The sequence below is a fragment of the Streptomyces sp. bgisy130 genome (genome assembly GCF_057708345.1).
In genome coordinates this window covers 1-14746 of record NZ_JBYISA010000052.1, presented here as the reverse complement: position 1 = coordinate 14746, position 14746 = coordinate 1, and the positions used below count along the sequence as shown (strand labels likewise).

Genomic DNA, 14746 nt, shown 5'->3' with positions numbered 1-14746 from the left:
CCGTCGCCCGCCCGGCGCGGAGCTGCCGCCCAGCCCGTCCTCCCCCCGCCGCCCGCCCGCTCATACCCGTCCCGCCTTGCGCTCCGTGGCCAGCAGCCACAGCAGATAGCCGCCGCCGAGAACGCCGGTGAGTACCCCCACCGGCAGCTGGTCGGCGCCGAAGAGCCGCTGGGAAGCCCAATCGGCGGCGACCAGCAGCACGGCACCCATGAGGCCGGAGAGCACCAGGTTGGGACCGGGCATGGGGGCACCGCCCCCGCTTCCGCCGCCCTTGAGCCAGCGCGGGAGGGTCAGCCGGCGGGCCAGCTGGGGCGCGGTGAGCGCGACGAAGGAGATCGGCCCGGCCGCCGCGGTGGCGGCGGCGACCAGCACCACCGCCACCAGCAGCACAACGACACGGACCCGGTCGACCCGTACGCCGAGCGCATACGCGGCGTCATCGCCCATCTCCAGCATGCGCAGCGGCCGCCCGAACAACAGCAGCAGCGGGACGAGGACGGCGCAGACCGCGGCCAGCGGCTGGACCTGCTCCCAGCCACGGCCGTTGAGGGAGCCGGTCATCCAGGTGGTGGCCCGGGTCGCCTCGATGATGTTCGCCTTGGTCAGGAGGAAGAGCACCATCGCGTAGAGCATGGCGCTCGCTCCGATGCCGACGAGCACGAAGCGGTAGCCATGGATGCCGCGCTTCCAGGCGAGCAGGAAGATGGCGATCCCGGTGCCCACCCCGCCGGCCACCGCTCCGGCCGCGACCCCGAAGGCGTCGGCCTGGAAGTAGACGATGGCGGTCAGGGCGCCGAAGGACGAGCCCTGGGCGAAGCCCAGGACGTCCGGACTGCCCAGCGGATTGCGGGAGACGGTCTGGAAGACCGCCCCGGAGACCCCGAACGCGACCCCGACCAACAGCCCCACCAGCACCCGCGGCAGCCGCAGGTCGTGCACGATGTACTGCTGGCCGGCGTCCCCGCCGCCGGTCAGGGCGGCGAGCACCTCGGCCGGGGTCATCGGGTAGTCGCCGGAGCCGATCAGGGCGACGGCGGCGGCCAGGGCGACGGCCAGCAGCAGCAGTCCGACCGCCGTGGCACGTACGTCGAGGCGCACCGAGAGGCCGCCCCTGGTGCGTACCGCCCGCACCCGCCGGGCCCCCGCCGCCCGGTCCTTCCCGGCCGCCGGCCCCCCGGCCTCCCCGGACTTCACGGTCGCGCTCACAGCTGGGCCATCCTCCGACGTCGTACGAGATAGATGAAGACCGGTCCGCCGAGGACGGCCGTGACGATGCCGACCTGGAGCTCACCGGGCCGGGCCACGACCCGGCCGAGGACATCCGCGCCGAGCAGCAGGACCGGTGAGAGCACCGCGGAGTACGGCAGGATCCAGCGCAGATCGGGCCCGGTGACGGCCCGTACGGCATGCGGAACCATCAGGCCCACATAGACGATCGGGCCGCAGGCGGCGGTCGCCCCGCCGCACAGCAGGGTGACGGCGAGCATCGCCAGCACCCGGGTGCGGGTCAGCCGGGCGCCCAGCGCCCGCGCCTGGTCGTCGCCGAGCGCGATGGCGTTCAGCGGCCGGGCGATCAGCAGCGCGAGGACGCCCCCCACCGCCAGGAACGGCGCGATCGAGGTGACCGTCGGCAGCGTGGCCGAGGCCAGCGAACCCACCGTCCAGAAGCGCATCTTGTCCAGTGCCGCGGTGTCCATCAGATTGACAGCGTTGATGTAGCCGATGAGGACGGCGGTCAGCGCGGTGCCGGCCAGGGCGAGCCGTACGGGCGTGGCGCCCCGGGTGCCGCCGAGGACGTAGACCGCGACATTGACCACCGCGGCGCCGGCGAACGCGAACCACACATAGCCGGTCAGTGAGGTGATGCCGAAGAAGCTGACGGCGGTGACGACCGCGGCCGAGGCACCGGCGTTGATACCGAGAACTCCGGGGTCCGCCAGGGGGTTTCGGGTCAGCGCCTGCATGACCGTGCCGGCCAGGCCGAGCGCGGCGCCGACGAGCAGGCCGAGCAGGGTGCGCGGGAAGCGGACATCGCGGATGACGACGTCGGTGTCGGAGCCGGAGTAGTGGAACACCCCGTGCCACACCTGGTCGAGGGGGATCTGCTTGGCGCCGACGGCGATGCCTAGGACGACGATGACGGCCAATACAGCGACCGAGACCACCAGTCCCGCGGAGCGCAGGAGGGGGCGCCGCCGGGATATCACGGGGTCCGGAGCCGTTGCCGCTTCGGGGGGACTGTCAACCAACACGATGGTTAGGTTAGCCTACCCTCACATTCGCCCCGCAGCCCCTCCCAGAGAGAAGTGCACCCATGAGCACCTCCCCACACGTCACTCTGTCCCGTCGCGGCATCCTGGCAGCAGGGGGCGCCGTCGGTATCGGCGCCCTGCTGGCCGCATGCGGCGGAGACAAGGGCACGGGGGGTGCCAACAAGGGCGCCGACACCGGCCCTTGGTCCTTCACCGACGACCGCAAGCAGAAGGTCTCGCTGAAGAACACCCCGCAGCGTATCGTCGCCTTCACCGGCACCGCGGCCGCACTCCACGACTTCGGGATCGACGACCGGATCGTCGGTGTCTTCGGCCCCACCAAGCTCAAGAACGGCAAGCCCGATCCGCAGGCCGGTGACCTGGATGTCGACAAGGTCACCATCATCGGCAACGCCTACAACCAGTTCAACGTCGAGAAGTACGCGTCGCTGCGCCCCGATCTGCTGGTCACGAACATGTACGAGCCGGACGCGCTGTGGTTCGTACCGGAAGACAGCAAGGACAAGATCACCCCGCTGGCGAAGACCCTCGCCATCACCTCGGCCCGGGTCCCGCTCGTCAAGATCATCGAGCGCTACGCCGAGCTGGCCAAGTCGCTCGGCGCGGACCTCCAGGCCAAGAAGGTCACCGACGCCAAGGCCCGCTTCGAGGCGGCCTCCGCGGCGCTGCGCAAGGCCGCCAAGTCCCACCCGGTCAAGGTGCTCGCCTGCTCCGGCAGCCCGGGCCTCTTCTACGCGTCCAACCCCGGCATCAACGCCGACCTCATGTACTACAAGTCCCTCGGCGTCGATCTGATCGTCCCCGACCACCTGGACAAGGGCGGCTACTTCGAGAGCCTGAGCTGGGAGAACGCCGACAAGTACAAGGCGGATGTGCTCCTGCTGGACAACCGGACCGCCACCCTCCAGCCCAAGGACCTGGCGGCCAAGCCCTCCTGGTCCAAGCTGCCCGCGGTCAAGGCCGGCCAGATCACCCCGTGGTCGAGCGAACCGCGCTTCTCCTACGCGGGCGCCGCCCCGCTCATCGAGTCGCTCGCCAAGGCCATCGAGGGCGCCAAGAAGGCCAACTGACGTACCGCCGCGGTGGATCACCGGACCCCGGCCGCAGCACACCCCGGCCGCCACGGTCCACCGCGGCACCCCCGTACCTCAGCGCCCCGGCGCCCGCGCGCCCGGAGCCACCGCACCACCCGAAAGCCACCGCACCACCCCACCGCACAGTCCCCGCCCCGTCCCGGGAGGTCCCCCACATGACCACGACCGCCGCCCCCGCCACCGCACCGTTCCGCTTCTTCGACGTGTATGTCGTACGGACCCGGCGGCTGAGCCCCTCCGTGGTGCGGGTCACCTTCGGCGGGGAACGGCTGGCCGAACTGGCCTCCGGCGGTCGTGACCAGCGCTTCAAGCTCTTCCTCCCGCAGCCTCACCAGGACCGGACGGTCTTCCACGACACCGGCGACGGCTGGTACACCGCCTGGCGCGCGCAGGACCCGGCCGAGCGGCCGGTGATGCGCTCGTACACCATCCGCGAACAGCGCCATGAACCACGGGAGTTCGATGTCGACTTCGCGCTGCACGGGGCCGGGCCGGATGCCTCGCCACTGGCCGGCGGCCCCGCCTCCCGCTGGGCCGCCCAGGCCCGGCCCGGCGACCGGCTGACCGTGCTCGCCCCGGCCGTGGAGGACAACGGCGGTGTCGACTTCCGCCCGCCGGCCGGCACCGACTGGATCCTGATCACCGGCGACGAGACGGCGCTGCCCGCGATCGCCGGCATCCTGTCCTGGCTCTCCCCCGGCACCCGCGCCAAGGTCTGGATCGAGATCGCGCACGAGGACGACCGGCAGCGGCTGCCGTCCTTCGCCGACACCGACATCACCTGGCTCGTCCGGGACGAGGCGACCGCCGCGCGGCGCGAGCCGGTGCTCGACGCCCTGCGCGCCGCCGAGCTTCCCGAGGGCACCCCGTACGCCTGGATCGCCGGTGAGTCCGGCACCGTCAAGGCGGTGCGCCGGCATCTCGTCCGCGAGCGCGGCATCGACCGCAGGGCCGTCAAGTTCACCGGCTACTGGCGCCGTGGCGCCTCCGAGGAGGATCTGCTGGCGGAGCTGACGGCCGGTGCCCCGGCGCCCGAGGAGGACTGATCCCGCGCGCCGGGACGCCGTCTCACCTGCCGATGCGTGCCAGCACCGGCCCCGTGTCCGCCTCGTAACTGCCGTCCCCCGCCGCCGTCCAGGCCGCCGCGCACAGCGCCCGGAGCCCGTCGAGCGGCGTGCCCTCGCCGTCCACCCGCAGGGTGTCCGCGGCCGTCTCGGCCCGCCAGCCGCCGCAGCGGAAGCCGCCGCCGTCCGCGGTCACCTCCGGCTGCGGGGTCAGCAGCCCGCGCAGATCCTCGTCCACATAGGCGGGGCGGTGCTCCGGCGGGGCGGCCAGCAGCGCGGCCGGTGTGGTGACGCCGGTGAGCACCAGCAGCGAGTCGACCTCGCCGTTGCAGGCCCCCTCGATATCGGTGTCGAGCCGGTCGCCGATCACCAGCGGCCGCCGCGCACCGGTCCGCAGCACCGTCTCCCGGTGCATCGGCGGCTGCGGCTTGCCCGCCACCTGCGGGGTGCCGCCCGCGGCGATCCGGACCACCTCCACCAACGCACCGTTGCCGGGCGCGATCCCGCGCTCCTTGGGGATCGTCAGGTCCGTGTTGGACGCGAACCAGGGCACCCCGCGCTGCACCGCGTACGCGGCCTCCGCCAGCCGCTCCCAGTCCAGCGTGGGGTCGTAGCCCTGCACCACGGCCGCCGGGTCGTCGTCCGCGGAGCCGACCGGGACGAGACCGCGCTCGCGCAGCGCCACCCGCAGCCCCTCGCCGCCGATGGTCAGCACCCGCGCGCCCGCCGGCACCTGCTCGGAGATCAGCCGCGCCACCGCCTGCGCCGAGGTGATCACGTCGTCCGGCCCGGTCGGCAGGCCAAAACCGGACAGCTGGTCGGCGACGGCCTGTGGGGTCCGGGCGGCGTTGTTGGTCACATAGGCGAGGTGCATTCCGTCCTTGCGGGCGCGGGTCAGCGATTCCACGGCGTGCTCGATGGCCTGTCCGCCGGCGTAGACCACCCCGTCCAGATCCAGCAGCGCGGTGTCATATGCCTCGCTCAGCGCCTGCCGGGACCCGTCGGGCCGCCTGCGAACCTGCTCGTTCATGCCGTCTCGCTCCTCGCTCCACACATCGCGCCGGGGATCCGCCGCCCCCGGGGGCGCATCCACCGCCCCATGAGGACCCTCGCCCTCCACTTCGCGCATACCGATATTTCCAGCCACGCACGGGCTGTCCCCCGATCTTCCCTCATCCGTCCGGCGGCATAGCATTCTTCAATGACCAGTACCGACGGCCTCCGCCTCCTCCCGTTCCGCGGGCTGCGCTACGCCCCGGAGCGGGTCAGCAGCCTGACCGCTGTGATGTCCCCGCCGTACGACGTGGTGGTCCGGCCGGACGGCGTGCGCCACCTGGAGACCGCCGATCCGTACAACATCGTCCGGCTGATCCTCCCGCACGCCGCCGACCCCACCACCCGCCACCGCCAGGCCGCCGACACCCTGCACCGCTGGCGCAGCGAGGGCGTGCTGACGCAGGACGCCGAGCCCGCGCTGTACGTCTACGAGCAGCGCTCCGGCGAGCTGCTCCAGCGCGGGCTGATCGGGGCGCTGCGCCTGGACGGTCCGGTGCTGCCGCACGAGGGCGTCATCCCCGAGGTGGTCGAGGACCGGGCCGCCCTGATGCGGGCGGCGGCCGCGAACTTCGAACCGCTGCTGCTCTCCTACCGCGGTGAGGGCACCGCGACCGGCGCCGCCGCGGTCATCGAGCGCGTGGTGGAGCGGGAGCCGCTGCTCGCCACCACTACGGAGGACGGCTTCGCCCACCGCCTGTGGGCGGTCACCGACCCGGCCGACCTCACCGCCATCGACGACGACCTCACCCGCCGGCAGGCCCTGATCGCCGACGGCCACCACCGCTGGGCGACCTACCAGCGGCTGTACGAGCAGCGGCCCGGCGCCACCGCCGGCTCGCCCTGGGCCTCCGGTCTGGTGCTGCTGGTGGACACCGCCCGCTATCCGCTCCAAGTCCGCGCGATCCACCGGGTACTGCCGCATCTGCCGCCCGCCAAAGCGCTGGCGGACCTGGCCGGCGCCTTCCGTGCCCGCGCCCTCCCCGGCGAGCTGTCCGCCGCCCTGGAGGCCCTGGAGGAGACGCCCGGCACGGCCTTCGTGCTCGCCGGCGGCCTGGACTCCTTCCACCTCCTGGACCGTCCCGATCCCGGTCTGCTGGACCGGACGATCCGCCGGGACCGGCCCGAGACCTGGCGGCAGTTGGACGCCACCGTGCTGCACTCCGTCCTGCTGGACGAGGTCTGGCACATTCCCGACCACCCTTCCGACATCGGCTATCTGCATCACACCGAGGCCGCCGTCGAGCAGGCCGCCCGGCACGGCGGTACGGCCGTGCTGATGCGCGCCACCTCCGAAGAGACCGTCCGTCAGCTCGCCGAGCACGGCGTGACGATGCCGCGGAAGTCCACCTCCTTCGGCCCCAAGCCCGCCACGGGCCTGGTCCTGCGCACCCTGGACGGCGACGAGAACTGACCTCCGGGCCAGGGCCCCGTCACGCCCTCAGCCCCGCCCTCGCGACCTAGTTAGGTTAGGCTTACCTCACTACGTCGCCGGGTGGGGTCTCCCTGCCCCTGCGCACGCACAGCCCTGCGCAGGACGTGGTCAACTCCGCACCAGGGAGGACATCTTCATGAGTCTCCTCGCGCAATCTGCCGAGGACCCGGCCGACAACCGGGCGTATCTGCTCAACAACGCCACCGCCCGGCGCTACCACAGCGCGGTCACCGAGAGCGTCACGCGGATCAGCGCCAAAATCGCCGGCACCGCCCAGCCGTTCACCGGAATCACCGTCGACGGCCTCACCCCCACCGTCTCCGGCGTCGACCTCGACAGCCCGCTGCACGACGCGGCCGCCGCGCTCGACGAACTCGAAGAGGTCTACCTCCGCGACGCCGTCTACTTCCACCACCCGCGCTACCTCGCGCACCTCAACTGCCCCGTGGTGATCCCCGCCCTCGTCGGCGAGGCCGTGCTCTCCGCCGTCAACTCCTCCCTGGACACCTGGGACCAGAGCGCGGGCGGCACGCTCATCGAGCGCCGGCTGATCGACTGGACGGCCGAGCGGATCGGCCTGGGCGAGGCGGCCGACGGCATCTTCACCAGCGGCGGCAGCCAGTCCAACCTCCAGGCGATGCTGCTCGCCCGCGACGAGGCCTGCCGCCGGGAGCTGAGCCGCGAGGGCTCCCCGTCCGGCGCCCGGCTCACCGACGTCCTGCCCCGGCTGCGCATCCTCACCTCCGAATGCAGCCACTTCAGCATCCGCAAGTCGGCCACCCTGCTCGGCATGGGCGCGGAAGCCGTCATCGCCGTCCCCAGCGACGACAGCAAGCGCATGCGCACCGACGCGCTCGCCGCCGAACTGGCCCGCTGTCAGAGCGACGGCCTGATACCCATGGCCGTCGTCGCCACCGCCGGCACCACCGACTTCGGCTCCATCGACCCGCTCCCCGAGATCGCCGGCCTGTGCGCCGGGTACGGCGCCTGGATGCATGTCGACGCCGCCTACGGCTGCGGACTGCTGGTCTCCCGCCGCCGCGCCCTGCTGACCGGCATCGAACGCGCCGACTCGGTGACCGTCGACTACCACAAGTCCTTCTTCCAGCCGGTCAGTTCGAGCGCCATCCTGGTCCGCGACCGCGCCACCCTGCGGCATGTCACCTACCACGCGGACTATCTCAACCCCCGCCGCATGGTGGAGCAGCGCATCCCCAACCAGGTCGACAAGTCGATCCAGACCACCCGCCGCTTCGACGCCCTCAAGCTCTGGCTCACCCTGCGCATCATGGGCGCCCAGGCCGTCGGCGAACTCTTCGACGAGGTCATCGACCGGGCCGCGGACGCCTGGAAACTGCTGCACGACGACCCCCGCTTCGAGGTCGTCGTCGAGCCCCGGCTCAGCACTCTGGTCTTCCGCTACGTGCCCTCCACCGACCAGGACCCCGAACTCAGCGACCGGGTCAATCTGCACGCCAGGGAGGCGCTGTTCGCCTCCGGCGCGGCGATCGTCGCGGGCACCGTCGTCGACGGCCGCCACTACCTCAAGTTCACCCTGCTCAACCCGGAGACCACGCTCGAGGACATCGCCACCGTCCTCGACCTGATCGCCGAGCACGCCGGCAGCTTCCTCGCCGAGCAGCCCCGGCCGGCCCTCAGCGCGCGCTGACCTCCCCACCAAGCCCCCCATCGGAGACACCTGTGTCCGCCCCTTACGACTTCATCGCCATCGGCCTCGGCCCGTTCAACCTGGGCCTGGCCTGCCTGACCGAGCCGATCGACGGACTCGACGGCCTGTTCCTGGACGACAAGGCGTCCTTCGACTGGCACCCCGGCATGATGCTGGACAGCAGCCACCTCCAGGTGCCGTTCCTGGCCGACCTGGTCACCCTCGCCGACCCCAGCTCCCCCTTCTCGTTCCTGAACTACCTCAAGGAATCCGGGCGGCTGTACTCGTTCTACATCCGCGAGAACTTCTATCCGCTGCGCGCCGAGTTCAACGACTACTGCCGCTGGGCGGCCGGCAAACTCGACTCCGTCCGCTTCGGCCACCGGGTCACCACCGTCGCCTACGACGAGCACGAAGAGCTCTACACCGTCCACGCCGAGCAGCCCACCGGCGCACGCCACACCTTCCACGCCCGCCGGCTCGTCCTGGGCACCGGCACCCCGCCGTACGTCCCCGACGCCTGCCGGGACCTGGGCGGCGATCTGCTGCACAACGCCGGGTACCTCGACGCCAAGGCCGCCCTCCAGGCCAAGGACAGCATCACCCTCATCGGCAGCGGCCAGAGCGCGGCCGAGATCTACTACGACCTCCTCCAGGACATCGACAGCCACGGCTACCACCTGACCTGGGCCACCCGCTCCCCGCGCTTCTTCCCCCTCGAATACACCAAGCTCACGCTGGAGATGACCTCCCCGGAGTACGTGGACTACTTCCACGCCCTCCCGCCGGCCACCCGCGACCGCCTCAACGCCACCCAGAAGCACCTCTACAAGGGCATCGACTCCGAGCTGATCAACGACATCTTCGATCTGCTCTACCAGAAGAACCTGGCCGGCCCGGTCCCCACCCGGCTGCTGACCAACACCGCGCTGCACCAGGCGCGTTACGACGAGGCGTCCGGCACCTACACCCTGGGCCTGCGCCAGGAGGAGCAGGGCACGGAGTTCGCCCACGACACCCAGGGCCTGATCCTCGCCACCGGCTACCGCTACCGCGTACCGGACTTCCTCTCCCCCGTCCGCGACCGCATCGTCTGGGACGCCGCCGGCCGCTACGACGTGGCGCGCAACTACAGCATCGACACCACCGGCCGGGGCATCTTCGTGCAGAACGCCGAGCTGCACACCCATGGCTTCGTCACCCCCGACCTCGGCATGGCCGCCTACCGCAACGCGTGCATCATCCGCGAGCTGCTCGGCCGCGAGTACTACCCGGTCGAAAAGGCCATCGCCTTCCAGGAGTTCGCCGCCCCGGCCGGTCCGCACCACCCCATGGAGCTCCCGGCATGACCACCCCCCTCTTCACCCGCACCGACGCCGCGCTCGGGGAGTTCTCGCTCCGCCCGGTCGACCCGTACGGCGATGCCGAACTGCTGCACCGCTGGGTCACCCACCCCAAGGCCGCCTTCTGGCTGATGCAGGACTGCGACCTCGCCGCCGTCGAGAAGGAATTCGCGCGGATAGCCGCTGACCCCTTCCACGACGCCTTCCTCGGCCTGCACAACGGCACCCCGGCCTTCCTCATGGAGCACTACGACCCCGCCCACCGCGAACTCGTCGGCATCCACACCGCCGAACCCGGCGACGTCGGCATGCACTTCCTGTCGGCGCCCACCGACACCCCCGTGCACGGCTTCACCCGCGCCGTGATCACCACCGTCATGGAGATGCTCTTCGCCGACCCGGACACCCGCCGCGTCGTCGTCGAGCCCGACGCGCGCAACACCGCCGTCCACGCCCTCAACAAGGCCGTCGGCTTCGAGGTCCTGCGCACCGTCTCGCTGCCCTCCAAAGACGCCTACCTCAGCACCTGCACCCGCGACCAGTTCCTGGCCACCCGAGGAGACCACCGATGACCGCCCCCTCCGACGGCACCCCGCACCTCTCCGCCCGGGACGCCGTCGCCCACCTCACCCCCGACCTGTGGGCCCGCGCCAACCGGCTGCTGATCCGCAAGGGCCTCGCCGAGTTCGCCCATGAACGGCTGCTCACCCCCCGGCGCCTCCCGCAGGACGGCCACTACGCCGTACGCAGCGACGACGGCACCACCGAGTACCGCTTCGCGGCCCGCAGACGAGCCCTGGACCACTGGCAGATCGACGCCGACAGCATCACCCGGCACCGCGACCACGACGAACTCCCCCTGGACGCGGTGGCGTTCTTCCTGGAACTTCGCGACTCCCTGGGCCTCGGCGAGACGATCCTCCCGGTCTACCTGGAGGAGATCAGCTCCACCCTCTCCGGGACCGCCTACAAACTCGCCGCCGGCCGGCCCTCCGCCGCGGAGCTCGCGAAGGCCGACTTCCAGGCCATCGAGACCGGCATGACCGAGGGCCACCCCTGCTTCGTCGCCAACAACGGCCGGCTCGGCTTCGGCATCCACGAGTACCACGCCTACGCCCCGGAGACCGCGGCCCCGCTCCGGCTGATCTGGCTCGCCGCCCACCGCGACCACGCCACCTTCACCGCCGGCGCCGGCCTCGACTACGACGCCCTGATCCGCGACGAACTCCCCGACGGGACCCGCGCCCGCTTCGCCGCCACCCTCACCACCCTCGGCCTCGACCCCGCCGACTACTACTACTTCCCCACCCACCCCTGGCAGTGGTGGAACAAGCTCTCCGTCACCTTCGCCGCCGAAGTCGCCCAGCAGCGCCTGGTGTGCCTGGGCCCCGGCGACGACACCTACCTGGCCCAGCAGTCGATCCGCACCTTCTTCAACACCACCAGCCCCACCAAGCACTACGTCAAAACGGCGCTCTCCGTCCTCAACATGGGCTTCATGCGCGGCCTGTCCGCCTCCTACATGGAGGCCACCCCGGCCATCAACGACTGGCTGGCCCGCCTCATCGACGCCGACGACACCTTCCGGGCCGCCCGCTTCTCGATCATCCGGGAGCGCGCCGCCATCGGCTACCACCACCGCCAGTACGAGGCCGCCACCGCCAAGGGCTCCCCGTACCGGAAGATGCTCGCCGCCCTGTGGCGCGAAAGCCCCGTTCCCACCGTCGAACCCGGCCAACGCCTCGCCACCATGGCCTCCCTCCTCCACACCGACGACGACGGCGGCTCCCTCGCCGCCACACTCATCGAGGAGTCCGGCCTGGAACCCACCGTCTGGCTCCGCCGCTACCTGGACGCCTACCTCACGCCCGTACTCCACGCCTTCTACGCCTACGACCTGGTCTTCATGCCGCACGGCGAGAACGCCATCCTGGTCATGGAGGACGGCGCCGTGGCCCGCGTGATCTTCAAGGACATCGCCGAGGAGATCGCCGTCATGGACCCCCACGCGGTCCTGCCCCCCACCGTCGAACGCATCCGCGCCGACGTCCCCGAGGACAAAAAGCTCCTGTCCGTCTTCACCGACGTCTTCGACTGCTTCTTCCGCTTCCTCAGCAGCACCCTCGACGACCACGGCATCCTCGACGAGGACACCTTCTGGCACACGGTCGCCGCCTGCGTCACCGACTACCAGGCGGCCACCCCCCAGCTCGCCGACAAGTTCGCGCGCTACGACCTCTTCACCGACGAGTTCGCGCTCTCCTGCCTCAACCGCCTCCAGCTGCGCAACAACCAGGAGATGGTCGACCTCCAGGACCCGGCGGGCGCCCTCCAGCTCATCGGCACCCTCCGCAACCCCCTCGCCCCGTACGCTCCGGCCTCCTGACCCACCCCCAACGCAGAAGGGCGGGACCCCTCCCCGGGGTCCCGCCCTTCCTCATGCGTCACATCGGCTCAGCCGACGGCCGGCTCAGTCCTGCGCGGAACCGGCCTCGCCCTCGGCGCCGCCGTCCTCGGCCGCGTCCGCCTCGTCGCCTTCTTCCAGCGCGTCGGTGAACTCCACGCCGTCCAGCTCCGCGAGCCGGTCCGAGGCGTCCGTCGTACCGCCCTGGTCGGCCTCCAGCGCCCTGGCGAACCAGTCGCGCGCCTCGTCCTCACGCCCGACCGCCAGCAGCGCGTCCGCGTACGCGTACCGCAGCCGGGCCGTCCACGGGTGCACCGCACTCGACGCGAGCTCCGGGCTCTGGAGGGTCACCACCGCCGCGTCCGCCTGGCCCATGTCCCGCCGGGCACCCGCCGCGACCAGCCGCATCTCGACCTGGCCGGCCTTGTCGAGCTTCTGCACCTCGGGCTCGCCGGCCATGGCCATCGCCTTCTCCGGACGGCCGAGACCACGCTCGCAGTCCGCCATGACGGGCCACAGCTCCACGCTGCCGGTCATCCGCCGCGCCGCCCGGAACTCCGCCAGCGCCTCGCTGTACTTGCCGACCGCGTACGCCGCGAAGCCCGCGGCCTCACGCACCGCCGCAACCCTGGACGCCAGCCGCAGCGCCACCCGCGAGTAGCCGTACGCCTGCTCCGGGTCCTCGTCCAGCAGCTTCGCCACCATCACCAGGTTCTTGGCGACATCGTCGGCCAGCGTCTTCGGCAGGCTCAGCAGCTCCTGACGCACATCCTTGTCGATCTCCTCACCGGTGACGTCCTCCGGAATCGGCAGCCGCTTGATCGGCTCCCGGTCCCGGTCCCGCCGGTCATCACGGCGATCGTCCCGGCGGTCATCACGCCCACGGCCCGCGCCGTACGGCCGACGCCCCCCACGCTCGTCATCCCGCCGGAATCCCCCACGGTCATCGCGACGCGGCCCACGGTCATCCCTGCGGAAGCCACCACGGTCCCCACCGCGATCGTCCCGCCGGTCGCCGCCCCGGTCGTCCCGCCGGTCGCCACCACGGAATCCACCACGGTCATCACGCCGGAAACCACTACGCTCGCCGCCCCGGTCGTCCCGCCGGTCACCACCGCGGTATCCACCACGGTCGCCACCCGACGGCCGGTCATCCCGCCGGAACCCACCGCGATCATCACGACGCTCCCCACCACGGTCACCACCCGACGGCCGGTCGTCCCGCCGGAAGCCAGGACGGTCCCCGCCCCGCTCCTCCCGCCGGAACCCGCCACCACGCTCATCATCCCGACGCGGCCCACGGTCATCCCTTCGGAACCCACCACGGTCACCACCGCGATCGTCCCGCCGGTCGCCCCCACGGAACCCACCACGGTCACCACCCGACGGCCGGTCGTCCCTACGGAACCCACCACGCTCGCCACCACGGTCATCCCGCCGGAAACCGCCACGGTCCCCACCGCGATCATCGCGCCGGTCACCACCGCGGTATCCACCACGGTCGCCACCCGACGGCCGGTCATCACGCCGGAACCCACCGCGGTCATCACGACGATCATCGCGCCGGTCATCACGACGATCGTCACGGCGGAAGCCGCCACGGTCCCCACCGGCACCGGACGGCCGGTCATCACGCCGGAATCCCCCACGGTCACCGCCATGGGAACGGTCGTCCCTACGGAACCCGCCACGCTCGCCACCGCGGTCATCGCGCCGGTCGCCCCCACGGAACCCACCGCGCTCGCCACCGGACGGCCGGTCATCGCGACGGAACCCACCGCGCTCACCCCGGTCACCACCGAAGGAACGGTCATCCCGCCGCGGCCCACGGTCATCCCTGCGGAAGCCACCACGGTCACCGCCACGGTCACCGCCGCGGTCATCCCGCCGGTCGCCACCGCGGTATCCACCACGGTCGCCACCCGACGGACGGTCATCACGTCGGTAACCCCCGCGGTCACCACCACGGTTGTCGCCGCGCGACCCCCGGTCGTCACGCCGGAAACCACCGCGGTCGCCGTCGTCGCGCCGCTGCGGCCGGCGCTCCGAACGATCGTCGGAAGAATTGGTGGACATCGACGTGACTCCTGTCTTCGGTACTGCATTCATTCTCGCGCACCGACCAGTTCGGCGCGCTTCGGAAAAACAAAAAGGACCCTTGGTCCCAGCGTGAACGCTGGGACCAAGGGTCCTGAAAGATTGTTCGGCGGCGTCCTACTCTCCCACAGGGTCCCCCCTGCAGTACCATCGGCGCGGAAAGGCTTAGCTTCCGGGTTCGGAATGTAACCGGGCGTTTCCCTAACGCTATGACCACCGAAACCCTATCGGGCTCTAGCGAACAAGCACACTTTTTAGTTAAAGAGTGAAACTTGGTTCAACCAGCGATTGCGACTGTTCGCAACCCGGGAACC

At 71.3% G+C, this 14746-nt stretch carries 11 protein-coding genes, 1 rRNA gene and 1 pseudogene; 7 read left to right on the top strand and 6 right to left on the bottom strand.

The features are described from left to right. Positions 1-60: 60 nt before the first annotated feature. Positions 61-1206: a FecCD family ABC transporter permease gene (locus AC3EUV_RS35135; RefSeq protein ID WP_435604673.1), complete on the bottom strand. Its 1146-nt coding sequence runs from the start codon at positions 1204-1206 to the stop codon at positions 61-63. After that, positions 1203-2252, bottom strand: coding sequence for a FecCD family ABC transporter permease (locus AC3EUV_RS35130; RefSeq protein WP_432141798.1), 1050 nt, complete (start codon positions 2250-2252; stop codon positions 1203-1205). Before AC3EUV_RS35130 ends, AC3EUV_RS35135 begins: the two co-directional genes overlap by 4 nt. A 62-nt stretch (positions 2253-2314) precedes the next feature. On the opposite strand from AC3EUV_RS35130, the gene AC3EUV_RS35125 reads away from it, so the two are divergent. After that, positions 2315-3343 carry an ABC transporter substrate-binding protein gene (locus tag AC3EUV_RS35125; RefSeq protein WP_432141797.1) on the top strand — a complete coding sequence of 343 codons (1029 nt, stop codon included), beginning with the start codon at positions 2315-2317 and terminating at the stop codon, positions 3341-3343. Positions 3344-3522: 179 nt separating this feature from the next. Further along, positions 3523-4413 (top strand): siderophore-interacting protein, encoded by an 891-nt coding sequence (locus tag AC3EUV_RS35120; RefSeq protein WP_432141796.1) that lies wholly within the window; start codon positions 3523-3525, stop codon positions 4411-4413. Between the two features lie 22 nt (positions 4414-4435). On the opposite strand, the gene AC3EUV_RS35115 is transcribed toward AC3EUV_RS35120, so the two are convergent. After that, a complete protein-coding gene (locus tag AC3EUV_RS35115) occupies positions 4436-5461 on the bottom strand; it encodes an HAD-IIA family hydrolase (RefSeq protein ID WP_435604672.1) in 1026 nt (341 codons plus the stop codon). Between the two features lie 171 nt (positions 5462-5632). Between AC3EUV_RS35115 and AC3EUV_RS35110 the strand changes: the two genes are divergently transcribed. The 5 genes from AC3EUV_RS35110 (at position 5633) to AC3EUV_RS35090 (ending at position 12317) form a co-directional block, all read left to right on the top strand. Continuing rightward, positions 5633-6898: a DUF1015 family protein gene (locus AC3EUV_RS35110; RefSeq protein ID WP_432141794.1), complete on the top strand. Its 1266-nt coding sequence runs from the start codon at positions 5633-5635 to the stop codon at positions 6896-6898. A gap of 157 nt (positions 6899-7055) precedes the next feature. Further along, on the top strand, positions 7056-8588 hold the full coding sequence (locus tag AC3EUV_RS35105; RefSeq protein WP_432141793.1) for a pyridoxal phosphate-dependent decarboxylase family protein: 1533 nt from the start codon (positions 7056-7058) through the stop codon (positions 8586-8588). Between the two features lie 32 nt (positions 8589-8620). Next, positions 8621-9937 carry a lysine N(6)-hydroxylase/L-ornithine N(5)-oxygenase family protein gene (locus tag AC3EUV_RS35100; RefSeq protein ID WP_435604671.1) on the top strand — a complete coding sequence of 439 codons (1317 nt, stop codon included), beginning with the start codon at positions 8621-8623 and terminating at the stop codon, positions 9935-9937. Further along, entirely contained in the window at positions 9934-10503 is a 570-nt protein-coding gene (locus AC3EUV_RS35095; RefSeq protein ID WP_432141791.1) for a GNAT family N-acetyltransferase, read from the top strand. The genes AC3EUV_RS35100 and AC3EUV_RS35095 overlap by 4 nt, the downstream gene beginning before the upstream one ends. Next, positions 10500-12317 carry an IucA/IucC family protein gene (locus tag AC3EUV_RS35090; protein ID WP_432141790.1) on the top strand — a complete coding sequence of 606 codons (1818 nt, stop codon included), beginning with the start codon at positions 10500-10502 and terminating at the stop codon, positions 12315-12317. The genes AC3EUV_RS35095 and AC3EUV_RS35090 overlap by 4 nt, the downstream gene beginning before the upstream one ends. An 84-nt stretch (positions 12318-12401) precedes the next feature. Here the strand turns inward: AC3EUV_RS35090 and AC3EUV_RS35085 are convergent, their stop codons facing one another. The 3 genes and pseudogenes from AC3EUV_RS35085 to rrf all read right to left on the bottom strand — a co-directional run bounded on the left by AC3EUV_RS35085 (position 12402) and on the right by rrf (position 14653). Further along, on the bottom strand, positions 12402-13148 hold the full coding sequence (locus AC3EUV_RS35085) for a tetratricopeptide repeat protein (RefSeq protein WP_432141947.1): 747 nt from the start codon (positions 13146-13148) through the stop codon (positions 12402-12404). 147 nt (positions 13149-13295) lie between these two features. Continuing rightward, a pseudogene (locus AC3EUV_RS35080) lies at positions 13296-14120 on the bottom strand (tetratricopeptide repeat protein); the annotation flags it as partial. Positions 14121-14536: 416 nt separating this feature from the next. After that, positions 14537-14653: ribosomal RNA gene (gene rrf / locus AC3EUV_RS35075) — 5S ribosomal RNA — on the bottom strand. Positions 14654-14746 lie beyond the last annotated feature (93 nt).